General features: G+C 40.1%; 17 protein-coding genes. 8 read left to right on the forward strand and 9 right to left on the reverse strand.

What is annotated here, in order from left to right; all coding sequences use genetic code 11:
• Window positions 1–67: 67 nt before the first annotated feature.
• On the reverse strand, window positions 68–478 hold the full coding sequence (locus tag NST81_RS02235) for a helix-turn-helix domain-containing protein (RefSeq protein ID WP_048622542.1): 411 nt from the start codon (window positions 476–478) through the stop codon (window positions 68–70).
• 221 nt (window positions 479–699) lie between these two features.
• Here NST81_RS02235 and NST81_RS02240 point away from each other — a divergent pair, with 221 nt between their 5' ends.
• The 3 genes from NST81_RS02240 to NST81_RS02250 all read left to right on the forward strand — a co-directional run bounded on the left by NST81_RS02240 (window position 700) and on the right by NST81_RS02250 (window position 5,107).
• Entirely contained in the window at window positions 700–1,197 is a 498-nt protein-coding gene (locus NST81_RS02240; protein WP_341028062.1) for a hypothetical protein, read from the forward strand.
• Between the two features lie 330 nt (window positions 1,198–1,527).
• Complete coding sequence (locus NST81_RS02245) at window positions 1,528–3,552, forward strand: penicillin-binding transpeptidase domain-containing protein (RefSeq protein WP_341028065.1); 2,025 nt, start codon at window positions 1,528–1,530, stop codon at window positions 3,550–3,552.
• A gap of 529 nt (window positions 3,553–4,081) precedes the next feature.
• Window positions 4,082–5,107 (forward strand): C40 family peptidase, encoded by a 1,026-nt coding sequence (locus NST81_RS02250; protein ID WP_048622544.1) that lies wholly within the window; start codon window positions 4,082–4,084, stop codon window positions 5,105–5,107.
• A 298-nt stretch (window positions 5,108–5,405) separates the two neighbouring features.
• Here the strand turns inward: NST81_RS02250 and tagU are convergent, their stop codons facing one another.
• Window positions 5,406–6,344 (reverse strand): polyisoprenyl-teichoic acid--peptidoglycan teichoic acid transferase TagU, encoded by a 939-nt coding sequence (tagU, locus tag NST81_RS02255; RefSeq protein WP_048622545.1) that lies wholly within the window; start codon window positions 6,342–6,344, stop codon window positions 5,406–5,408.
• 926 nt (window positions 6,345–7,270) lie between these two features.
• On the opposite strand from tagU, the gene ltrA reads away from it, so the two are divergent.
• On the forward strand, window positions 7,271–8,536 hold the full coding sequence (gene ltrA / locus NST81_RS02260; protein ID WP_048622546.1) for a group II intron reverse transcriptase/maturase: 1,266 nt from the start codon (window positions 7,271–7,273) through the stop codon (window positions 8,534–8,536).
• Window positions 8,537–9,075: 539 nt separating this feature from the next.
• Here ltrA and NST81_RS02265 read toward each other — a convergent pair.
• Together NST81_RS02265 and secA2 are read right to left on the reverse strand one after the other, a co-directional pair.
• Complete coding sequence (locus tag NST81_RS02265) at window positions 9,076–9,978, reverse strand: accessory Sec system S-layer assembly protein (RefSeq protein ID WP_048622547.1); 903 nt, start codon at window positions 9,976–9,978, stop codon at window positions 9,076–9,078.
• A 6-nt stretch (window positions 9,979–9,984) separates the two neighbouring features.
• Entirely contained in the window at window positions 9,985–12,336 is a 2,352-nt protein-coding gene (gene secA2 / locus NST81_RS02270) for an accessory Sec system translocase SecA2 (RefSeq protein ID WP_048622548.1), read from the reverse strand.
• A 327-nt stretch (window positions 12,337–12,663) separates the two neighbouring features.
• Between secA2 and NST81_RS02275 the strand changes: the two genes are divergently transcribed.
• Complete coding sequence (locus NST81_RS02275) at window positions 12,664–13,707, forward strand: glycosyltransferase family 4 protein (protein ID WP_004439633.1); 1,044 nt, start codon at window positions 12,664–12,666, stop codon at window positions 13,705–13,707.
• Window positions 13,708–14,159: 452 nt separating this feature from the next.
• Here NST81_RS02275 and NST81_RS02280 read toward each other — a convergent pair whose 3' ends face one another.
• Both NST81_RS02280 and NST81_RS02285 read right to left on the reverse strand, forming a co-directional pair.
• A complete protein-coding gene (locus NST81_RS02280) occupies window positions 14,160–15,137 on the reverse strand; it encodes an LCP family protein (protein ID WP_048622549.1) in 978 nt (325 codons plus the stop codon).
• A gap of 408 nt (window positions 15,138–15,545) precedes the next feature.
• A complete protein-coding gene (locus tag NST81_RS02285) occupies window positions 15,546–16,184 on the reverse strand; it encodes a YigZ family protein (RefSeq protein ID WP_004439637.1) in 639 nt (212 codons plus the stop codon).
• 301 nt (window positions 16,185–16,485) lie between these two features.
• On the opposite strand from NST81_RS02285, the gene NST81_RS02290 reads away from it, so the two are divergent.
• Together NST81_RS02290 and NST81_RS02295 are read left to right on the forward strand one after the other, a co-directional pair.
• Window positions 16,486–17,652 carry a sensor histidine kinase gene (locus tag NST81_RS02290; RefSeq protein ID WP_048622550.1) on the forward strand — a complete coding sequence of 389 codons (1,167 nt, stop codon included), beginning with the start codon at window positions 16,486–16,488 and terminating at the stop codon, window positions 17,650–17,652.
• 139 nt (window positions 17,653–17,791) lie between these two features.
• Window positions 17,792–18,469 carry a response regulator gene (locus NST81_RS02295; protein WP_004439660.1) on the forward strand — a complete coding sequence of 226 codons (678 nt, stop codon included), beginning with the start codon at window positions 17,792–17,794 and terminating at the stop codon, window positions 18,467–18,469.
• A gap of 44 nt (window positions 18,470–18,513) precedes the next feature.
• Here the strand turns inward: NST81_RS02295 and treR are convergent, their stop codons facing one another.
• The 3 genes from treR to treP form a co-directional block, all read right to left on the reverse strand.
• Window positions 18,514–19,236, reverse strand: coding sequence for a trehalose operon repressor (gene treR, locus NST81_RS02300; protein WP_341028078.1), 723 nt, complete (start codon window positions 19,234–19,236; stop codon window positions 18,514–18,516).
• Window positions 19,237–19,687: 451 nt separating this feature from the next.
• The gene (gene treC / locus NST81_RS02305; RefSeq protein ID WP_341028080.1) at window positions 19,688–21,355 is read right to left on the reverse strand and encodes an alpha,alpha-phosphotrehalase; all 1,668 of its coding nucleotides are present in this window, start codon (window positions 21,353–21,355) and stop codon (window positions 19,688–19,690) included.
• A 442-nt stretch (window positions 21,356–21,797) separates the two neighbouring features.
• Window positions 21,798–23,216: a PTS system trehalose-specific EIIBC component gene (gene treP / locus NST81_RS02310; RefSeq protein ID WP_048622553.1), complete on the reverse strand. Its 1,419-nt coding sequence runs from the start codon at window positions 23,214–23,216 to the stop codon at window positions 21,798–21,800.
• A 392-nt stretch (window positions 23,217–23,608) separates the two neighbouring features.
• Here treP and NST81_RS02315 point away from each other — a divergent pair, with 392 nt between their 5' ends.
• Window positions 23,609–24,457: a DegV family protein gene (locus NST81_RS02315; RefSeq protein WP_048622554.1), complete on the forward strand. Its 849-nt coding sequence runs from the start codon at window positions 23,609–23,611 to the stop codon at window positions 24,455–24,457.
• Window positions 24,458–24,533: the final 76 nt, after the last annotated feature.

Raw genomic sequence — 24,533 nt, forward strand, 5'->3', positions numbered from 1 at the left:
TGTCATGAAATCGAGAATGTTTCCGAATTGCAAAAAAAGACGGACAAACCGTCTTTTTTAAAGGCTCTTACTTTAAATCTTTAATCGCCTCAAAAATTCTGAAAAGTACTTTAACTTTTTTTCTGGATTCTGCCTTTGGCAAGTAAGAAAGGTTGGTAATCATTTTTTTGATCTCCGGGTATTCTTCTACCATTTTTTCTACGCGCTGAAGTTCTGCTTCTTTTAATTTTTCCCGCAAAACTTCTGGAGTAGTGGAAGAGTATAAGTCTGAGGATTCAAAAAGCATTTCTGCGAAAAGATCAGAAGGGATTTCGTAAGCGGCTTTAAAATCTTTCAGCATGTCCGCGGTAATTTGAGCTCGACCATTTTCATACTTGGACAAAGCGGATTGCGAAAGCTTTAAACGAAAGGCTACTTCCTTTTGAGAAAGTTGTAAAATTTCTTCTCTATATTTCTTTAATTTTTCGTGAAAATGCATAAAGACCCACCTATGAAAGTTTTACCATGATTGATTATTAAGATAGCGATTTTTCTGTAAAAAGAACAAATAGTTTCCGAATTGAAATTATAAAATCCATTCCATTAAAGAATAACGAGCTGCTTCGACATGTTTTTCCTATATGATGGGAATAAAGGAAAATATATCTATTACAAAAGACTTATTTCTCAAATATTTTAAATGGGAGGGGGCGAGATCGAGTGGAAAAGGAGCAATCTTTTCTTATTTTCAATGGAAAAAAGAAAAATAGGGATTGCGTTCAGTTATTGTCTATATGTGGTTTTTACGATGTCATCACCAATATTTACTCTTCTAAGAAATTTTTTTATCGAATCCATAACACGAATTATGTTGAATTGCCTCTTCAAGAAGAGTACGATTCCTTTCTGTTAACAGTGGGATGGGGATTGGATGAGTGGACATTCAAAATGGAGATTTATTTAAATAAAAGGCTCATCAAACTATCAAACTTAAATGAACAGTGGGTCCCGGAAAGAGTAGTAGAAAAGGTATTAACCAGTTTTTTGTTGAAAATTGGAGAAGTTTTCTATTTTATCGCGTATCTTCCTCACCAAAAGCATTGCCTTCAAAGAAAAACCAAATTCCAGCGCCGTGCTTCTCAGAAAGAACCTCACCGTTTATCAAGTTCTATTTATTTATCTTTAAATTTGATAACCCGGAACGATGCAAAAATTTAAAAAGAAACAACAAATTTCTTCAAATGACTTTTCCATTCAGTTCGAAACACAAGCATGGATTTATTCGTCCATCCAATTCTATCATTCCTTTTGGCTGCCAAACAGACAAGACGTTTCGTATGATGTACATAATGGTCACGAAAAGGGATGATTAGTGTTTAAAGCAAAAAATCAATTATTTCTTTAGACGAAAGCAGATATTCACCCGATCATGACACCATTGTCTTTGAACACGAATATTTAAATTTAAAGCGAGGCTGAAAGACGCCTCGCTTTTTTTCCTAGTTCCAGATTTTGATATAATGAAATGGGACGAAGGGGGGGATTAAATTGAAACGCTTTCGAAATCTGACGCCCGTTTTTTTGGTGCTGTTATTCGTTCTTTCCATGGCTGCATGCGAGAAAACACCGAGTCCGGAAGAACGGTTAGCTGATTATGTCAAGCTATGGAATGATCAGAAATTCAGCCAAATGTACCATGATTATTTAACGTCTTCCTCTCAAAAAAAATATAAAATAGTGGATTTCGCAGATCGGTATAAAACGATTTATAGGGATCTAGACGTGAAGCATTTAAAAGTGACTGTGTTATCAGCAAAAGAAAAGGATTGGAAAGATGCTGACCGGGCAGAACTGCCGATTGACGTAAAAATGGATACTGCTGCCGGTCCGATTCATTTTAAAAAGAATGTCCATTTGAAACTGGAAGAAAAAGAAGGAAAAAAGAATTGGTACGTCGATTGGAATACAACCTATATTTTCCCTGAGCTTGGAAAAGGAGACAAAGTCCGGCTTGAAACCGTGGAGGGAAAACGCGGCGAAATCTTTGACCGAAATGGCAATGCCTTAGCCATTAATTCTAAAGGTTATGAGGTAGGGATCATTCCTAAACAATTTGGTCATGATGCCGGAAAAAAAAGTCAGCTGGCTCATTTGCTTGGGGTCTCTGTTCATTACATCGATCAACAGTTAAGTCAAAGTTGGGTGAAACCCGATTATTTTGTGCCGCTGAAAGATGTTTTGTATGATGATGGAAATATCAATCAATTGTTGAGTATTCCGGGCGTGCTGGCCAACGAGAAGCTTATTCGAGAATATCCTTATCATCAAGCTTTGGCCCATTTAACCGGGTATGTTGGTACCATCACAAAGGAGGAATTAGCAAAGCAAAAGCAAAAAGGATATAAGGAAGGCGATTGGATAGGAAAGCGTGGCTTGGAGGAGCTGCTTGAAGACAAACTGCGAGCGACAAACGGCCAAAAAATAGTGATTGAAAAATCGGATGGCAATCAGGTTGTTCTCGCCGAAACGAAAGCAAAGAACGGCAAATCCGTGAAATTGACGATAGACGCCGAATTGCAAAAAGTCATATACAACCAAATGAACGGACAACCGGGGACCGCTGCGGCTATTGATCCTAAAACCGGGAAGGTTCTTGCCCTTGTAAGTTCACCGGCCTTTGATCCAAATGACTTTATTACAGGATTGTCTGAGAGCCGTTATCAACAGATGCAAAATGATCCGGCCAAGCCTTTTTTGAATCGGTTTGCAGCTACTTATGCTCCCGGTTCCTCTATCAAGCCGATTACAGCGGCGATTGGGCTGAAAACAGGAAAGCTGGATCCGTTTAAAGCGCGCAATATTAAAGGGCTCAAATGGCAAAAAGATGCTTCATGGGGAAATTATCACGTGACTCGAGTGACAGACCCGGGGAAACCGATAAATCTGGAAAGTGCCCTCGTTTATTCGGACAACATTTATTTCGCCCAAACGGCTTTAGAAATTGGAAAGCAAGATATGGAAAATGGGTTGAAGAATTTTGGATTTGAAACCAAGTTGCCGTTTGCTTTTCCTATCCGCTCTTCGCAGATATCGAACAGTGGCCATTTTGACAAGGAAAGGCTATTAAGCGACTCCGGATACGGTCAAGGTGAATTGTTAGTCAGCATGCTTCATTTGGCTTCCATGTACGGAGGCATTGTCAATCAAGGCACAATGATGAAGCCGATTTTGTATAGCGATGAAAAACCACAAGTATGGAAAAAGGACTTGATCTCTCAAAAAGATGCAAAAATTCTGCAGAAGGATCTGAGGCTTATCGTAGAAAAAGGAACGGCAAAAAAAGCGAATCATCCGTCTTTAAAACTGGCAGGAAAGACCGGAACGGCTGAATTAAAATCCAATTTTGGACAATCGGGAAAAGAGAATGGTATTTTCGTTGCCTATGACCAAAACAAGCCGAATATGGTTCTCGCCATTTTAATGGAAGGAGTCAATTCCAGAGGCGGCAGCAGTTCCGTTGTTCAATTATCCAAAAATATCTTTCTTCAATGGGAGCAAATGAACCCTCTATAAAGAAAAAAAGGGGCAGTTTCAAAAGAAACCGCCTCTTTTTTAGGAATATCATTTTGCATACCATCCTTTTAAGAAGGAACAACAGTAGATATAAAGCCTTAAAAAGTGTGTTTTACTACATACTATAGACTGACAAAGAGATCCCTTTAGCGACACGAAATTAGCATTACGTGAACGCCATAAGATAACATATTCTCCAATTTATGTTGATCATACAGAAAAAAAGTAGTAATAATTACCAATATTATACAAAAATATGATCTATTTTTAGTAGATTTGGATAAATATGTCCTTTTTACCTTTTGATTTTTGTCGCTCTATGATAGTATATTGCTGTGTGTTGTTAAGAATATTCGACGAAATGTATGAAATTTCCAAAAGGAAATGACGAAAACATATCGAAACAGAAGTGTAGATCATTTTATTCTACAATTTTACACAGAATTAAAAAATTTTCAACTATTAATCTGTTAATATGACACTGAAAAAACCGATATTAAACGTGAATATTCAATTAGGGAGGCCCAAAATGAGAAAAGCATTATTTACTTTGTCCACAGCTGCGATTATCTCAGCAGGATTTGCTTCAAAGAGCGAAGCAGCTATTATCAATTATCAAGTTCGATCCGGAGATACATTATACAGCATTTCAAAAAAATATAATACAACGATTGATTCTATTAAAAACTTAAACCATTTGTCTACAAATACGATTTACGTTTCTCAAGTTTTAAAAATTGATGACGGGAAGAGTTCAACGCAATCTGTCAGCACCAGCTCGTCCAGCACGTCCTCTGGCACCGCTACATACACCGTGAAATCTGGAGATACACTTTCCAAAATTGCAAGAGCTTATGGGACTACCGTCCAAAATTTGAAAAGCTGGAACGGTTTGAGTTCTGATACCATTTATCCAGGACAGGTTTTAAAAGTGAAAGCTTCTGCTGCAGCTAGTTCAAGCTCGGGAGCTCAATCTTCCGGAACAACCAACTCCAATTCCTCTTCAGGTTCTAAAACCTATACCGTTGTTAAAGGCGACACACTAACCAAAATAGCTTCTAAATATGGTACAAGCGTTTCAGCAATAAAATCAGCCAATCACCTTTCTTCTGACACCATTTACGTTGGCCAAAAACTGATCATTCCTAGCGGCGCGGCAAATAGCAGTTCCATAGAGCAAACTGGAAGCAACATCAATACCGCAGTGGTTGCGGAAGCAAAAAAATATATTGGCGTCCCGTATGTTTTCGGAGGTTCTTCTCCATCGGTAGGATTTGATTGCAGCGGGTTTGTCTACTATGTATTTAACAAAGTCGGAAAAAGCATCCCACGAACCAGTGCGGAAGGATACTACAGCCGTTCCTACTATGTCTCCAACCCACAACCTGGTGATCTTGTCTTTTTCGATAATACATACAAACAAGGCGTCTCTCATATGGGGATCTACATTGGAAACAATCAATTTATTCATGCCGGAGGAGATCAAGTTCAAATCAGCAGCTTGAGCAATTCCTATTATCAAAGCCACTTCGACAGCTTCAAGAGATTTTATTAATTAGGAATAAGCCTGACCCTTTAAAACCTTGTGTAGAAGGGAGTTCCATGAATTGGATCCTGCCCTTTAGGTAAATGGGTCAGGCTTTTTAATGAAGTCGCGATTCAGGACTATGGAAAAATGTATGGACAAAATGATCTATAAAAGAAAATGGTCCAAATAAAGGAAGTTTTGAACCTATGATTGTGTAGAGTACGAGAGACCCCTAACAGGAAATGTTGTGCATCGGACGGATGTTTCCTGCTAGGGGTCTTTAATAGTGAGTGGTTCTTTGATTGGAATGATGGATTCCAATCCATTAATTTAGGTTTAATTGGTCTTTAAATATTTGGGAAAGGCGCTGTTTTTCTGAATCGGAAACGATATAGTAGTATACACCGTTTATTTTGGTACCTTCTCCTTTTATTTCGTTTTGCTGAATATGATTTCGGGCTGCTTTGTAATTTTTTTGGATTTTCATCATATCATCCATTGTTAAATTGGTTTTTACATTTTTTTGTAAAGCGTTTAAAATATCACCATATTTCCATAAGGAAGAGAAATCAATCCCTTTTGCGAGAATTCCTTCAAGGATTTGTCTTTGACGAAGCTGCCTTCCAAAGTCTCCGCGAGGATCATCATAACGCATGCGAGAATATTTTAAAGCTTGTTCGCCGTTTAAATGCAATGTACCTTTCGGAAAATGTTCTCCTTCATAAGTAAAATCCAAATCGTTTTGTACCGTTACTCCATCCACTGCATCGACAATATCTTTAAATCCTTCCATATTGACTTTAATGTAATAGTCGATCGGGATATCCAAAAATTTTTCCACTGTTGCAATCGACATCGGTACACCGCCAAAAGCATAGGCATGATTGATTTTATCTTCCGTTCCTTTTCCGACAATTTCTGTTCGCGTGTCTCGTGGAATGCTTAAAAGTTGAACAGACTGCTTTTTCGGATTGACGGCGGCTAAAATCATCGTATCGGAACGCCCTGTATCGTTTTGCCGCTCGTCTACACCTAATAACAGGACGCTAAACGGATCTTTGTTATCCAGCGACACCGGATGTGTACGTTTATTAGCTTGATCATGAGCAATCGGTGCATGCATGCTTTCTACCGCTTTGTTCACAGAATGGTAGATGGAGTACGCGTACACACCGGCACCCGCTAAAAGAATGGCTAAAACGGTAAGTAAAATTTTTAAACCGCGTCTTTTCTTTTTTTTATGTTTATGTCTATCGCTTCTCATATTCTCTTAAATCCCTTTCCTTCTAGTTTCTTCTCTATCTACAAGAATATCAAATATTACTGAAAGAACAATAGAAATGGTTATGATTTTTACTTTTTAGAGCATGGGCTGGTTCAAAAATTCAAGTGATTTTGAAGGAGCTGCGAATACTGTGAAAAGAATGTGCCATGGCGGAAAAAACAAATGAAATGTTATTATATGGAGGTAAATTGAGGCATTAGATGAAAATATTTCTTGTCAAAGTAAAAGGTTGTGGTACAATAAAAGAGTAATGTTTTCCGTTTTGTAATGTTCGAGAGAGAATGAGGCGACGGTTGGTGATGGCCGAAAAGGCACCTGCATGTATACACATGCAGGTGCCTTTTTCTTGTGCGCCCGGCATGGGTGTAATCTCTAGGGTGAAAGTCCCGAACCGCGAAGGCAGAAGTAGCGGCTAGCCTAACGCAAGGGTGTCCGCGGTGACGCGGAATCTGAAGGAAGCGAGCGGCAAACTTAGGGTCTCTCGGAACACGAACTTCATATAAGGCTAAGTATCATTGGGTGAGTTTGCAAGACAAAACAAAGCCCTTTCTGCCGAAGGTGATACAGAGTAAATGAAGCAGATGGATGGAAGGAAAGATTGCACCCTTACCCGGGGAGGTCTGACTGATACGCCAACTAAGTTGGCAACCAATTTAGCGATAGATTGCTGAACCGTCAGAAGTCAGCAGAAGTCATAGTACAAATAAGGTCGCTCCTTATTTGGAAGGACGGAACAATCAAAGAGGGTTTTCTACTCGGATATTCTAATGAAGCAATGACACAGACAATCCGAAACGGACTTGCTTGAAGAGGGTAGTGGTGAATCCCACGAGGGGCTTCAAGAGGGTGGAGCTTATATTAGGTCTATGGAAGAGAATAGAAAACACACGCAAGGAGTCATATTTATGAGAATGGAACAGGTACTATCACGTGAAAACTTATTAGAGGCACTTCACCGAGTGGAACGAAATAAAGGAAGTCATGGTGTGGATGGAATGAGTGTATCCGAATTACGACCGTACATGATGGAACACTGGCATGAAATCCGCACGTCTCTATTAGAGGGAACCTATAAACCACAACCAATCCGACGAGTCGAAATCCCGAAGCCGAACGGCGGTAAACGGAAACTAGGGATTCCTACGGTGATAGACCGTTTCATTCAACAGGCATTAAACCAAGCGCTAACACCCATATTTGACCCGGGATTTTCAGAGAATAGCTTTGGTTTTAGACCAAACAAGCAAGCACATCAAGCTGTGCGAAAAGCGAAATCCTACATCAAAGAAGGTTACCGCTGGGTCATTGATATGGACTTAGAAAAGTTCTTCGATCATGTGAATCATGATAAGCTAATGCATTTAATTGGCAAGAAAATAAGAGATGGAAGAATCCTTCATCTAATCCGAGAATTCTTGAAGGCAGGCATTATGGAAAACGGGCTAGTCACTTCAAACCTTGAAGGGACCCCCCAAGGGGGTCCATTAAGTCCGCTTTTATCCAATATAATGTTGGATCCATTAGACAAAGAACTCGAAAGAAGAAATCTTCGATTTGTAAGATACGCAGATGATTGTAATATCTTTGTCAAGAGTAGAAAAGCCGGAAAGAGAGTCATGGAGAACATGACAAACTTCATAGAGAAAGAGCTATCACTCAAGGTGAACAGGGAAAAGACGGCATTAGACCGCCCATGGAAACGGGATTATCTAGGGTTTAGCTTTACGTATCATAAAGAACCAAAGATAAGAATCGCTCGGAAGAGCATTCAAAAGATGAAACAAAGAATCAGGGAACTCACCAGCCGCTCCCATTCGATCTCAATGGAAGAAAGAATCAAAAGACTAAATCAGTACCTAATGGGTTGGTGCGGATACTTTTCACTAGCTGACACTCCTACTGTCTTTAAGAACCTTGATAAATGGATAAGAAGAAGGCTCCGAATGATGATCTGGAAACAGTGGAAGAAACCGAAAACGAAAGTGAAGAAACTCATTCAACTCGGAGTTCAACCATATAAAGCATATGAATGGGGGAATTCGAGGAAATCATATTGGAGAATCTCTAAAAGTCCCATATTACACCAAACCCTTGGCAACTCTTATTGGAGTAGCCAAGGGCTGAAAAGCCTGTATAGAAAATATGGTGAAAAGCGTCATTTATTTGATTGAACCGCCGTATACCGAACGGTACGTACGGTGGTGTGAGAGGACGGAGGTTCACACCTCCTCCTACTCGATTCCCTTAAAAAAGTCTGTAATCGGATTTATCTGGACTATGGATCCATAAGGAAAATGACCGTACCCGTTGAGGTTGAATAGGATGTTTGAGAACAGAGAATAAGAGAAGGGAAACGGGGAAAGTCAATGACTCCCAAAAAGGATTTTTCGTTTTAACGAAATGAACTGGAAATGGTGATGAAGTCGGACGGATTTATTTCCTGATTAAATGGAAAGTCTTAGGTTCATTCAGCTATAAAAGAGGAGATAAGTCCAAATTTAAGGTTATGGTTTAAAGCTGGAGGAGGAAAGAATCCCCTCTAATGGAAGTGTCACTGTATCCCGCATTAAGGGGCAGTAAATCCCTTTCATAGGATTGGCGGGGAAGAAGAACCCTTTGGGACTAACTGCCCCTAAAGGCCCGATTGGTTCAACTAACCATCAGAAGGGGAGTTTTTCTTCCCCTTCTGATGGAAGTTTCACAATATCGGCTAGTCCTGTTTTTGGATTACAACAGCCTTCCAAGAAGACAAGTCAGGAGCAGATTTTTTTATATTGTTTTTCGGAAAAATAAAGGTCCACGGTTTTGTTGTATTTGGCTTGATTTCCAATTGACCGATATTGAATTGCCCTTCAGCCGCAATGGCATCGTTCGCATCGATAATTCTCAGCGGAAGTTGTTGTATTTGAATCGCTTTTTCGTAGCCGTTTCGGATCAAGAGAGTCACGGCCAAATCTCCCGATTGCAGCATTTTGGCTTCTAATCCCATAAAATTGAGTTCATTTTTCTTTGGAGGCTCCAATTGGCTAACGAGCTGTTGGAGTTTTTTCTTTTCTTCGTCAGGCAAACTTTGTTCCCAAGAAGGTTCTAAATCGAGTTGATGTTGTTTTGTGCTTAAATCGAAGGCGAGTGTCCAGCCTTCTTTTTGCAGATGATCTTTCAACAAGGACTCTTTAGGGAAAACAAAAGTCCACGGTCGGCTGCTTTCGGCCGGGATTTCTCCTGCATCATGAAGGTTAAAGGTGTGTTTAGCCACAACTTCCCGATTTTCATCTAATAGAATAAGGGGAACTTCTTCCAATTGGATCGGCTTTTTTAATGAATTACGAATAAAGGCGGTCACCGAAAGCCCTTCGGGTGTTTCTTCCCATTGAATGCTGGACAGAGAAAGCTGATTGGGCTTCAGTGTTGGCAGCTCATTATTTAAAAAACGAAATACATAGTATTGTTCTTTTGAAACATTCCACAACGGGTGGATGGAAAGTTCGGTTTTCACTTCTGAATCTTGATCTCCTTGTTGTGGAGAGTCGACTAATTCAGCGGAGTCGATGGTATTAGTCAAGCCTTCTAATTGGATATCTTCTTTCTTTTTTTTTCGAAATAATGGAAACATGATCAGCTACTCCTTTGTTTGCATCTCTTTTAAAAAAGCGGCGATTCTGACAGAGATCTCTTTTTCGATTTCATGGTACGTTTCTAAAAAGATTTCATATCCTTCTTTTTGGTAAAGCCTCATAGGATCTTCTTGTTGATACGATCTTAATCCGATTCCCTCTTTCAGACGCGTCATGCTTTCCATATGTTCGATCCAATGTCGGTCAATGACAGAAAGCATAATTTCTTTTATATAACTGGCCCATTCTGCAAAATTTAATTGTTCAATTCGTTTTTTGTAAGAAGCAACGGCAGGGAAGACGGCTTCTTCCACATCCTTCAGATCTTCCAATCCTTCCGGCAAGTTGACAGTCTCACCGGGAATGAACGATTGAATCGTCGAAAGCAATTGATTCAGACGCCAATTATCCGGTGTTTCTGTCTCCGGACAAAGTCGTTGTATTTGTTCTTTTACAGCCGAATCAATCATTTCAAAATATAGTTTCAACAGATCGCTTTCATCAATAATTTTATTTCTTAGTCCGTAAATGACATTTCGCTGCATGTTAATGACATCGTCCAGTTTTAAATTGTATTCACGTACAGAAAAGTTTGAGCCTTCCACTATTCGCTGAATTTTGTTGACAAACTCGTCCATTTTTTTATTTAGCACTAAGCCGGTAGAATCGGTTTTGATTTTTTTAGATAATTTTTCCATTTCTTTGGAGGCGAAGCGCTGGAACATGTCATCTTCTAATGAAATAAAAAACTGGGTGGAACCGGGATCACCTTGGCGGCCGGCGCGCCCTTTTAGCTGATTATCAATTCTTCTGCTTTCATGCCGCTCTGTTCCGATGACATGAAGGCCCCCAAGCTGGGCGACTCCCTCTTCCAAAATAATATCTGTCCCGCGTCCAGCCATATTGGTGGCGATCGTAATCTGTCCTCGTTGTCCGGCTTTGGCAATCAGCGCTGCCTCTTGATCGGCGCTTTTAGCGTTCAACAGTTCATAGTCTAAATGCTCTTGGTCTAAATACTTCGCCAGTTTTTCCGACTGAAGAATGGAAGTAGTCCCGATTAAAACCGGCTGCCCTTTTTCATGGCGCTTTTTTACTTCTTTCGCTACAGCGGTGTATTTATCGTGTATCGTTTTATAAATCCGGTCCGGCAAATCGATGCGTTGTTTTGGTTTGTTGGTGGGAATTTGAATGACTTCCATATTGTACACTCGAAGGAATTCTTGTTCTTCCGTTTTTGCCGTTCCGGTCATCCCCGATAAATACGGGTACATACGAAAATAGTTTTGGATGGTAATGGACGCTTGAGTTTTGTTTTCTTCTGTAATTTCCAGTCCTTCCTTAGCCTCGATAGCTTGATGAAGTCCGTCGCTCAGCGTTCTTCCTTCCATGATGCGGCCTGTAAAACTATCCACGAGAAAAATTTTGCCGTCTTTCACAATGTAATCTACGTCGCGTTTAAACATGACATGGGCACGTACGGCTTGGATGACATAATGGTACAGTATTTGATGTTCCAAGTCGTATAAATTATCGATACCGAAGGCATTTTCCACTTTCTCAATTCCTTGATCGGTTAAGCTGACCGCCTTTGTTTCCATATCGAAGGAATAATCCTCTTCGTTTTTGAATTTTTTTGCCAATTGAGCTGCAATATAATGCAATTCAGAACTTGCCCTTACTTTACCCGCGATAATGAGCGGTGTTTTTGCTTCGTCGATTAATATACTGTCCACTTCGTCGATAATGGCAAAATGATAAGGGCGTTGGACTCGATCTTCAGCCCGGGTAGCCATATTGTCACGCAGATAGTCAAAACCAAATTCTGTTCCGACGCCGTAAGTGATATCGGCAAGATAGGCCTGTTTTTTTTCGCTTTGCTCCATAAGCGGTAAATTTAATCCCACTGTTAATCCAAGGAATTCATGGATAGGGCCAATGATTTCGCGATCGCGCTTTGCTAAATATTCATTGACGGTAATGACATGGACACCTTTTCCTTCCAAAGCTCGTAAATAGCTGGGAAGGGAGGCTACCAATGTTTTTCCTTCACCGGTAGCCATTTCAGCAATATTGCCTTCGGTCAATACAAGGCCGCCGATCAACTGGACATCGTAATGGCGCATGCCAAGAATCCTTTTGGCTGCTTCTCTGACTGTCGCAAAGGCTTCGACTTTAATATCATCAATCGTTTTTCCGTTTTGCAGCTGTTGTTTAAACCAAATGGTTTTTTGCTGTAATTCTTGGTCTGAAAGTTTTTCAAACTCTGGTTCTATCTCATTGATTTTCTCAACTAATTTATAATATTTTTTCAATCTTCTTTCGTTCGCATCGACCATATTTTTGATAAGTGAGATCATATTAGGTACGCTCCTTGAAGAAAAATCCTAATCTTCTATTATATTAATATCTTACCAGAACCAATGCTTTTTTACTATAAACAGTACAAGATGTAAAATAAAGGTCGAGAATAAAAGAAAAATAGCATGAAATGAATTTTTAAAGAATTTGATATAGATATTATGACCAATCCGTTTTATAATATTGAAATTGAAGTGGTGGAAATTCTTTGCAGAAGAAATTTTCCAAATGAGAGATAGAATACCGATTTTTTTTGAATGCAATAACAAATTTTGCAATGAACTTTAGTTGCTTTTTTGGGCATGCTAAGAAAGAGGAGGTACGGCATGGTTTACCTTACCTTTGTACTATGTTTTATCGCTTCGCTTCTGCTGACTCCTTTGGCGAAGAAGCTGGCGATCGCTATCGGAGCTGTTGACAAGCCTAATTACAGAAAAGTGCATCAGAAAATAATGCCCCGTATGGGTGGTTTGGCGATTTTTTTAAGTTTTCTTATTGGACTTTTGGTTTTACGTCCGCAAGATCCTTATAACTGGCCGATTATAATTGGCAGCTTTATTATTGTCCTTACAGGATTACTGGATGACAAGTTTGAGCTTTCGCCAAAACTTAAACTAGCTGGTCAGCTGCTGGCAGCCATTGTCGTGGTCGTGATCGGCGGGGTGCATGTGGAATTTATTAATTTGCCTTTCGGAGGCCAATTGGAATTTGGATTGTTAAGCGTTCCGCTAACCATTTTATGGATCGTCGGTGTGACCAATGCCATTAATTTAATCGACGGATTAGATGGACTGGCTGCCGGGGTTTCTTCGATCGCTTTAATTACCATTAGCTTTATGGCTTTTCTTAAAGGCGACGCATATGTCATGAGTATTGCACTCATTTTGCTTGGCAGTACATTAGGTTTTCTGATTTACAATTTTCATCCTGCCAAGATTTTTATGGGAGATACAGGAGCTCTCTTTTTAGGATATATGATGTCCGTTGTGTCGCTGCTTGGATTTAAGAATGTAACAGTTCTTTCATTTGTCATCCCTGTTATTATTCTCGGGGTGCCAATTTCCGATACGTTTTTTGCGATTATTCGCCGTTTTATCCATAAGAAGCCACTCTCAGCGCCTGATAAATCTCATTTGCATCATTGTTTGTTGCGAATGGGATACACCCACAAACAAACGGTGCTGATCATCTATGCCATTTCAGCCATGTTTGGACTGGCAGCCATTATTTTTTCAATGGCTACCATATGGGGGGCTCTTCTGTTTGGCGCTATTTTGATTATAGGAATTGAACTTTTCGTCGAAAGTGTTGGCTTAGTCGGATCCGATTACCAGCCGTTGTTGAGATTAGTCATGAGAAAAAGCAGATAATCCAATTTCGCTTAGAAGTGGAAAAAGAAAAGGGTGTCCTGAAATCAAGCTTTTGGGGCACCTTTTTTTATCAATAAATGGGTTAGAAATACTCTTGATATCGGTGTAATCAAGTAGCTTGGCTTTGGCTTTGCGAAGTATAAAAAGCGCGGCAGAGCGTAGCGTGGTCGCGGTGAATTTTACCGATATCATACGTTGTTTTTGTACGATTTTGTATGAGATGCATAATACGAGTCGTAAGCTGATCTTCCCATAAAGGGGATTGATCAACCTTAGGAAAAAGGAGAAGGAACGGTGGTTGCTTTTTTTATAAAGGAAATTCCGTTGTTCTTTCTAACGGTCATTGGCAATGTTCAGTTAATGACTGGAAATGGGATTGGAAAATTGAAAAGGAAAAGCAGATAAAAAACTGTCGCAAAAGGCTCCATTGAGGGCCTTCACGACAGTCTTTTTTAGTTAATACCTAATTGACGTTTTAAAATTCGTTTTGTCACTTCCAGTTCAACATCATCTAGCTTATAAATATAAGCACCGTTATTCGGATCATGACCGTCCGTTCCCTTTAAGGTTAAATGGTCTATTTTTAAGTCGCCGGATGTACCGAAGCTAACGAGCGACTTCATCTGAGAGAACGAAAGGTTTGTTTTCATATTTTGTCCGACTGCTTCAATTACGTCCGGATACTTAGTGACTGCATTGACGGATTTGGCTTTTTTGACAATCGCCTCTAAAATCATCTGCTGACGTTCGCCGCGCATAATATCGTTGTCATGTTTTCTTGTTCGGGCCAACGCCAAGGCTTCTTCTCCGCTGAGATTATGAACTCCGGGCGTTAAATGGACGGGTTCTGAGTCGGTTGAATTTTTTTCAGTGAATTCATACGGTACTTTTACTTTCACTCCGCCTAGAGCATTTACCACATCCACAAAACCTTTGAAATTCATTTTGACATAAAAGTCTACCGGAACATCAAGCAAGTGTTCTACTGTATCGATGGTTGCCTGAGTTCCTCCATAGGCATGAGCATGGGTAATTTTTTGCTTTTCTCCAATAATGGGAATATACACATAAGAATCACGAGGGATGCTTAACAGTTTTACACTATGATTCTTTCTATTTAGTGTTGCGAGAATCAGAGCATCTGATCTTGTCTTTTGTTTGAAATCGGGACTTCTGTCATCCACTCCTATAAATAAAATGCTGATATTGTCCTTGCTAGGATCCACAGCTTTATCTCTCAAATCAGATTTTTCAACAGCTGGGTCATAAGCATCGGTAAAAACCGTTTCTGCTTTTTTATATAAATAGGCTCCATAACCTGCTGCTGTAGATGCCACTAGAATGAAGGGGAGTAGTAGAAAGAACATGATTCTTCTTCGTCGTTTCCTCCGTTTTCTCCGTTCTCTGATCTGCTGTCTCTGTTCAGCCATACCATTGCTCCTTTTGCGAATAATGAAATAAAGCGAAATCAACAAATTTTTTCAAATTTCAACAAGTCTTCTAAACTCCATTTTACTATGAAGAAGCATTGTTCGTAAATTATTTTATGGAAATCGCTTAATAGACTTTGTTTATTTTCAAAAATTCTGCAGAAAAAATAGGTCTCCTTTTTGAAGGAAACCTCTCCATACAGATCGGAAAAACAAGCGGCATGGTCGGAAGCTCATAAATAAGATTAAATGAAATAGGACTTTTACCGGTGTTAAAAAAGGAAACAGGGATTTTCTTTGATGAAGAATTTGACGTACAGACCGGGCACCTGGAAGTTCATGATTGGCATGTTTAAGCTGAGTTTCCGGAGAAAGTTTTTAAACTGAATGTAAAGAGCTTCAGCTTTGTTACATTTCGATATCCTTTTCTAAATAAAGCATATCGCCTTCCGTAATGGCTGCCTGTCCATTCGTCAGCTCAGTCATCCACTTTTTGAACGTTTCTTTATCTCCTTCTTCGACAAATGTTTCAATGGTGACTCGGTCCAAGTAATGAATATCTTTTATATCATAAACTGAAGACCTTAACTCATTTTCTACTTTTCCGAGAAGGTGGTAATCCAATGTAGTATGCATGACCCTCGTCAATCTTCGTTCGACAATACCGGTATGGTTAAGCCCCTCGGAGACTGATTTGCTGTAGGCGCGAATTAATCCACCGGCCCCTAGCTTGATTCCTCCGAAGTATCTGGTAACCACTACGACTGTATCTTTTAAATTTCGTTTTTTAAGCACTTCCAGCATCGGAACACCTGCGGTACCACTCGGCTCACCGTCATCATTTGCTTTTTGAATCTGATCATGCTCGCCGATCATGTAGCAAGAGCAATTGTGAGTGGCGTTCCAATGCTTTTTTTTGATTTCCGCGATAAAATTTATTGCCTCTTCTTCTGTTTCCGCTCGATTGACGTGGGCGATAAACCGTGACTTTTGTATAACAATTTCGTGTTCTCCATATCCTTTTACTGTATAGTAATTAGGAAGCAAAGCTCTCACTCCATCATGTTTCATTTTCAAAATAAACGGGTATAGACATCCTTATGATATAGAAAAATCTTCTTTGTGCAAACGAAAAGCCTCTGAAATACAAATATAGAAAAAAAATTTAATCTATTGGTAACCAAACTTTAATCCTATGCAAAATATGACATGATATAATGGAATTGTCTGTAAAAGTGATTGTATTTTTACCAGGAGATTTTGCTTACTTTTATTCAGCAGTTCAAAGGTTGCAGATGAACAAATATCATTTGTTTTAAAATCAGTAACCACGAGGAAGGTCTTCTCTATGTCATTAAGAGGTATCAAAACGGAAAAGCTAGATGAGATATTAGATAAAATGATTTCTACAGTCAATCAAAGTAAAGATGAAATCTTTGAAATCGGCGAACGATGCCGGCAAGATTTAGAATCGGGATTGATGGAACTAAAAGCGATCAAAGATGAAGTAAAGCAAGCTCTTCAACAAGAAGAAGAACTTGATTATCAAACTAAACAAGCGAGAAGAAGGCTTTCGGAAGTAAGCAAATTTTTTCATACATATTCTGAAAAAGATATCCGAAAAGCTTATCAGTATGCCCATGATTTACAGACGAAATTAATCCTGACGAAACAAAAGGCAAAACAGCTGATGGAGCGTCGCGATGATTTGGAACGGCGTCTTAAAAATTTGAAAAATACGATTGAGAGAGCGGACAATCTTGTGGCTCAAATATCAGTTGTTTTGAAATATATGACCAGCGACATGAAGCAAATTGGCCAAGCGCTTGAAGATGCGAAGTTGAAGCAGGAGTTTGGCCTTAGGATATTAGAGGCTCAAGAGGAAGAAAAAAAGCGGCTTTCACGCGAAATCCATGATGGTCCGGCCCAGATGATGGCCAATGTCTTGATGCGCTCGGATTTGATCGAGAAAGTGTACAAAGAAAGAGGAGTGGAAGAAGCTCTTGTAGAAATCCGCAACTTAAAGAACATGGTTCGCAGTGCGCTATATGAAGTCCGACGCATTATATACGATTTGCGGCCAATGGCGCTTGATGATCTGGGCCTGGTCCCGGCTCTGAATAAATTTTTAAGCACTCTTGAGGAGTATAATCGATCCATTCAAAGAAATACGACTATTCGCTTTCGAAACATTGGGCTGGAAGTACGGCTCCCTTCAAAGTTGGAAATTGCTCTTTTTCGCCTGATTCAAGAATCCGTTCAAAATGCGTTAAAGCATTCAAATGCCAGCGAAATTGTTGTGAAACTGGAAATTGGGAAAGAGAAGGTATTGGCGGTCATTAAAGACAATGGCCAAGGGTTTGACATTCATAAACGCAAATCAAATTCGTTTGGGATTCTTGGCATGAAAGAGAGAATAGAACTTTTGGAAGGTGAGTTGAACATTGATTCGAAACCAGGAAAGGGGACCGTTGTAAGGTTAAGCGTCCCGATTCATGTTCATGGAAAGGATTAAGCTATACTTTAAGTAAAACATTTGAGAAGAATTTATAAAAATAAATGATGAAAAGGTAATATGAACAAGGAAATAATTGGTCCAAATAGAAATTATATTAAGAAGCAGAAAGTGCTGACATAATAAGGGAGGAGAAACAATGGCAACGAAGATTGTCATAATCGATGACCATCAATTATTCCGTGAAGGAGTAAAACGAATATTAGAGTTTGAAAAATCTTTTAAGATCGTTGCTGAAGGAGACGACGGATCAGATGTGCTTGAGCTTGTCGAAAGACACAGACCCGATGTGGTCTTAATGGATATTAATATGCCTGGCGTAAACGGTGTAGAGGCAACGAAACAATTGGTGGATGCCTATCCGAAAACGAAAGTGATCATTTTATCCATTCATGATGATGAAAATTATGTGGCGCACGCTTTAACATCAGGAGCGCGCGGCTATCTTTTGAAAGAAATGGATGCGGATGCTCTGATTGAAGCCGTCAAAGTCGTGGCAGAGGGTGGATCGTACTTGCATCCAAAAGTTACTCATAATTTGATCGCCGACTATCGTCGACTCACTTCCAGCGATCGAAAAAAAGGCTTTCAGCAAGGCGAAGTGCGGCGCCCCTATCATTTATTAACGAAACGCGAATGTGAAGTGCTCCAGCTGCTGGCGGACGGAAAAAGCAACAGGGCAATAGGTGAAGCGCTGTATATCAGCGAAAAAACAGTAAAAAACCATGTAAGTAATATTTTGCAAAAAATGAATGTGAACGACCGCACACAAGCAGTCGTAACCGCCATTAAAAGAGGTTGGGTAGAAGTACGCTAGGGGGGGTCTGACCCCTTTAGCATTTTAAAGCGGTACATAATGATTCATCCATGCTTGTTTCGGCGGGCGAAATCGACGAAACGAAATTTGTCTAATCGGTGACGCGATTCGGTATATTGGAAGAGAGTCGCATCTTCCAAATAGACATAGTTTTTCACCACCACAATGTGATTGTAATCTTTTATATCCAAAAAGCGGATATCTTCCTCAGTGCACGGCTCTACCACAATTTCTTTTTTGGCAAAACTGATGGCCAACCCCAATTCATTTTCTAAATATTCGTATATGGAGTGTTCACAAATTTCTTTCGTAAGCAACGGGACATATTGCTTGATGAAAAAGTCGCGATCCAATATCACCCGTTCGCCTTTAATTTCACGAGCTCGAATGACTTTCCATACTTCTGTTTTTTCGGAAACATTCAATTGTCTTGAAAGCCATGGATCTGGATGAATAAGTCCGAGATCGTACACAATCGTTCGGGAGTCCCCCCAAAGAGAATCTTGAAGTTCTTTGAAGCTCACTAGGCCGGAAATCGGGAAGCTCATTTTTGGCGTATCCAACACAATGGATCCTTTGCCGCGGATTTTTTGGATTAATCCGTTCTGTGCCAACAAATTGAGGGCTTTTCGAATGGTTTCTCTCGAAGTGTCGTACAATTCGCAAAGTTCGTTTTCCGATGGCAACGTTTCCATTGGTTTATAAACCCCGTTTTGAATTTTATCTGCCAATTCTTGATAAATTTGCCTATATTTATTATTTCTCATAGTATCACCTGATGATCATTGTACCATATCAGGACCAGTGTGATCATCCTCTGAAAAGGATGGAACAACCAAAAAACGCCCACGGATCAAAGCAGAACTTTTAAAAAGAAAAATAAAATGGAGTTCAAAAAAGCTTTTCATCATTTAGCGAATGAAGAAAAGGAAAAAGCGATTCGTTTGGCCATTCTATTCTGCCAATCTTCCAAAAGGCGCAAGGGCATCTTTGCGGCTACAATATTTCATCGAAATACATGCATGCAATCGAGTAAGAATTGACAGCCCTTTCTTTTTTTATCATAAAAGATCTAAGCTCTCTGTTCCTTTTGGATCCAAGAGGTTTTCTATTTTACAAGAAGAAGAATCAGCGGCTGTCTTGCATCAGTTTGAGCATGGTGTTGTGAATGAAATGCTGCCGGAAAGCTCCGGCAGCAAATGGAAGAAACACGATGTTTTAGCGGATATAGTATACGACAGACTCGTACGGACGCAGGACGAGCCGGCGGAAATGCTCCGGTGTGTCTTTATAGTTAGAAATCAGTACTTTACCGGAGTCTTCCTCCAGAAATTCCGGTTTTTCAAATGTCGTTTCCTCTGCAAAAAAGTTGTTCACCACAAGCAGCTTCTCTCCACTTTTTCTTGTCCGCAGATAAGCGAAAATTTGAGGGTGATCTTTTAAGATCAGCCGGTAATCCCCTTCTGTCACAATATCATATTCTTTTCGAAGCTTAATTAATTTTTGATAGTGATAGAAAATAGAATCGGGGTCTTTAAGCGCCTTTTCTACATTAATTTCTTTATAGTTTTTAGCCAGTCCGATCCAAGGAGTTCCGGTTGTAAACCCGGCGTTTTCCTTATCGTTCCATTGAACAGGCGTCCGGGAGTTATCACGTGACTTTTGCATGAGAATGTCCATTACTTCGGCTTCGCTTTTTCCTTGTTCAAGCAAAATTTTGTGCATATTCAGCGATTCCACATCCCGATATTCTTCAATAGAGGAGAAATAAGGATTGGTCATCCCGATTTCTTCTCCTTGATAAATATAAGGAGTTCCTTGCATCATATGGATCGTGGTAGCAAGCATTTTGGCCGATTCCACCCGATAGCGTCCGTCGTCTCCATAGCGGGAGACAATTCTGGGCTGGTCGTGATTGCACCAAAAGAGAGCATTCCATCCTCCGCCTTCCTGCATTTTCGTTTGCCAGGTAGACAGAATCGATTTTAATTGTGGAAAATCAAGCTCTGCTTTTGTCCACTTTTCGCCGTTTGGATAATCCACTTTCAAATGATGAAAATTGAACGTCATATTTAGTTCCCGGCGATCTGGACGTGTATAAAGAATGCAATTTTCTATCGTGGTGGAGGACATTTCACCCACTGTTATGATGTCGTATTGGGAAAACACTTCACGGTTCATTTCCTGTAAATATTCATGAATGCGAGGTCCGTCGGTATAAAATTTTCGACCGTCTCCTTCTGGATCGTCCGGAAAGCGCTGGTCTTTGGAAATCAAGTTAATGACATCGAGACGGAAGCCATCGACTCCTTTTTGGAGCCAAAAATGCATCATTTTGTACAGTTTTTTGCGCAATGTTTCGTTTTCCCAGTTTAAGTCCGCTTGTGTCACGTCAAATAGATGCAAATAATATTGACCTGTTTCATCGTCGTATTGCCAAGCGGATCCTCCGAATTTTGACTCCCAATTGGTAGGGGGCTCTCCAGTTTCTTTTCCGTCTTTCCAAATATAAAAATCACGGTACGGACTTTCTTTCGATTTTCGAGCTTCAATAAACCATGAATGTTTTGTAGAAGTATGGTTTACAACTATATCCATGATCACCTTAATGCCCCGTTTATGGGCTTCATTTAAAAGCTCGTCAAAGTCATCCATCGTTCCGTACGTTTCATCGATGGAATAATAATCGCTTATGTCATAGCCATTATCCCTTTGGGGGGATTGATAAATAGGCGTAATCCAAATACAGTCGATCCCCAGAGTTTTTAAATAGTCGAGTTTGGCCGTGATTCCTTTAATATCGCCAATTCCGTCACCGGAAGCGTCATAAAAGCTTTTTGGATAAATTTGATATACTACGGCTTTTTTCCACCATGGCTGTTTCATCTTCGTTGCACAGGAAACATTTTCGAAAATAGACGCGGGATACGGTCCGCATCTGTCAAAATTGCTTCCTGTGTTTCCTCCTTTCTTGGTGTAATGGAATTGATAATCAGCATGATTAAGAATGCTCTTAAGCTAGTAACCATTTTGCTTGATCAAGTGAAAAAATCCATGCAGCAAAATATTAGCTAAAACAGGCATCTATACCATTGAGTTCATTGCAGTAAGATCCATATCTCCCAAAAATCAAGTGAAGAAAGAGGGGGAGCGCGGCGGTCGAAATTGAATGCCTGTTGAAGCAGAGCGGCCCCTTATGATGTTCGCTTATGCTGTCGCCATAAGGGAAGTTGCTGAAGACATATTTCCATTTGATTAACTAGTCCATTTTCAGTGCTGAAAACAGAGAGGGGTCAAGGCTAAAAGCGTCTGACCCCTAATGTTTCCATTAAATTTCTTCTTTGGAAAATTTACTGAAAATGACGGTGAGAATAAATGGAACTACAAGCACGATTCCGATTCCAAGGAAAAATGTCCCCCAATATTCATGTTTAATGGAAAGGAACCCCGGTAAACCGCCAACTCCGACGGAAAAAGCATTCACTTTGCCGATGGAGAGAATCATACCCGCAATAGCTGATCCAATCAGGGCGCTAATAAATGGGTAGCGATACCGCAAGTTCACACCAAACATCGCTGGTTCAGTAATACCTAAATAAGCGGATAGCGCTGCGGTTCCGGAAAGACCGCGCAGTTTTTGGCTTTTCTTAGCCAGAAACATCATCGCCAACGCCGCTGATCCTTGAGAAATATTGGAAAGGGCGAGGATTGGCCAGAGGAAAGTTCCTCCGGTTGTTCCGATCAACTGCAAGTCAACGGCTAAGAAGGTGTGATGCATTCCCGTTATGACTAGCACTGCGTATAATCCTCCGTAAATCAGTCCGCCTAGCCATGCAAAGTGGTCAAAGATCCATACAATCCCTGACGTAATTTCATTACCAAGCCAGAAGGTGGTTGGACCGATGATGATAAATGAGGCGAACCCGGTAATCAGCAAAGCGACCGGTGCCACAACCAGCAACTTTATGGAATCATGAACACGCTTGTTTAAAAATACTTCGATTTTTGCCAGTAAATAGGAAGCAAATAAAATCGGCAATACTTGTCCTTGATAACCGACTTGCTGAACTTTCAATCCGAATAAATCCCAATACTTGATGGCTCCTTTAGCTTTCGCTTCAGCATAGCCCCAGGCATTAAGCAAATCCGGGTGAACAAGCATTAAACCTAGTACGATCCCGAGCAAAGGGCTGCCTCCAAACCGCTTTACGGCTGACCAACCGATTAATGCAGGCAAGAATGTAAATGCCGTATTGGCAATCAGGTTAATCATGCTGGCGATATCGGCCCAATTTTGGTGAACCTCTATAAAGGATTTCCCTTTGTAAAAAATATCTTGTCCTGTTAAAATATTGTTAATCCCCATCAAGAGACCGGCCGTAACGATCGCTGGAAGGATCGGTATAAAAATATCCGCCAATACTTTAATCGCACGTTGAAGCGGATTCATTTTTTGGGCTGCCGCATTTTTTACCTCTTCTTTAGTGGCAGTTCCGATGCCGGTTTCTTGAACGAATACATCGAATACTTTATCTACAATTCCTTGACCAATTACCACTTGAAATTGGCCGTTTGCCGAAAATGAACCTTTTACAAGATCAATATTTTCCAACTTTTTTTTGTCGACTTTCTCTTCATCATTTAAAACGAGACGAAGACGAGTAACGCAGTGAGTGCCAGTGTTGATATTTTCTTTGCCGCCGACCGCTTCGATGATTTGCCGGACCGAGTCGCGATATTCACTCATTTCTTTCCCCTCCGTAACCGTTTTCAATAGTGGCCAAAATTATAAATTGAAAGAAAGATAACTAAAAATCTAATGAAATGATCGCTTCACCGGGTGAAGAATTTTAATTTGTATATACAAGATTTACTTTTATTGTATTCATGTATATACAAGGTGTCAAGAAAAAATATAAAACGTTTTCATGAACGTTTATTGAAAAAAAAGATGAAAACTTTTGGCTTTCTGGTAAAATAAAAACCATATTTTACAGTAGTAAAGGGAATGAGTAGGTCAACTGCGGTTCAACTGATAAAACGACAGTCGGAAACGATGGTTTCTACAAGTAATTTGTCTGATGACATCACAGGATGAAGTTCGTCCGTTCAGCACTCAAACTAATAGGAGGTGTTCAAATGAAAACTGCGATTATAACAGATAGTACATCGTATATTCCGGAAACGCTGCGAAAAGAATGGAACATTTATATGATTCCTTTAAATGTGGTGATCGGCGGAGAGTCTTTTAAAGAAGAAATGGACATCACGGCGGAACAGTTTTATGAAGAAGTCCAGAATGAACAGAAGCTTCCCACAACTTCTCAGCCCTCCATCGGTCAGTTTGTAGAGTTGTTTGAAGATTTATCAAAAGAGTATGATGCGGCTATTTGCATCCTTCTTTCCAGCGGGATAAGCGGTACTTATCAAACTTCAGTTGCTGCAGGTAAAATGGTCGACGGACTCGAAGTTTTTTCTTATGATTCCGAAATCAGCTGTGCTGCTCAAGGATTTTATGTAATGGCTGCCAGCCGATTGGCAAGGGAAGGAATGGAGCCCCAAAACATACTGAAGAAGCTCGATGAATTGAAAGCTACTCTCCGCGCTTATTTTATGGTGGACGACCTTGACCATTTAAAACGAGGCGGGAGATTGTCGGGTGCTCAAGCGTTTGTGGGAAATTTGCTACAAGTAAAACCTCTTCTCCACTTTGAAAACAAAGTGATTGTTCCTTTTGAAAAAATCCGTACGAAAAAAAGAGCTTTAAAACGGATCGAACAATTATTTTCCGAAGACTATCAGAAAGGAATTCCGCTTCAAGCTGCTATAATCCATGCCAATCGCCCTCAGGAAGCTTCTGACTGGATGGAAGAATTAAAGAATCAATATCCTGAAACAGAATTCCAGATCAGTTATTTCGGTCCTGTCATCGGCACGCATCTTGGCGAAGGGGCTTTAGGAATGACTTGGGCGAAAAAACTATTCTAGCAAAGCACCATTTTCTATTCGGCCAAAATTGACGGGGGCTGCTGTCTATCTTAGCCCCTTAAGCCGTAAAACGATC

The organism is Bacillus sp. FSL W8-0223 (genome assembly GCF_038006805.1).
GTDB classification, from domain to species: Bacteria; Bacillota; Bacilli; order Bacillales; family DSM-4216; genus Bacillus_O; species Bacillus_O smithii.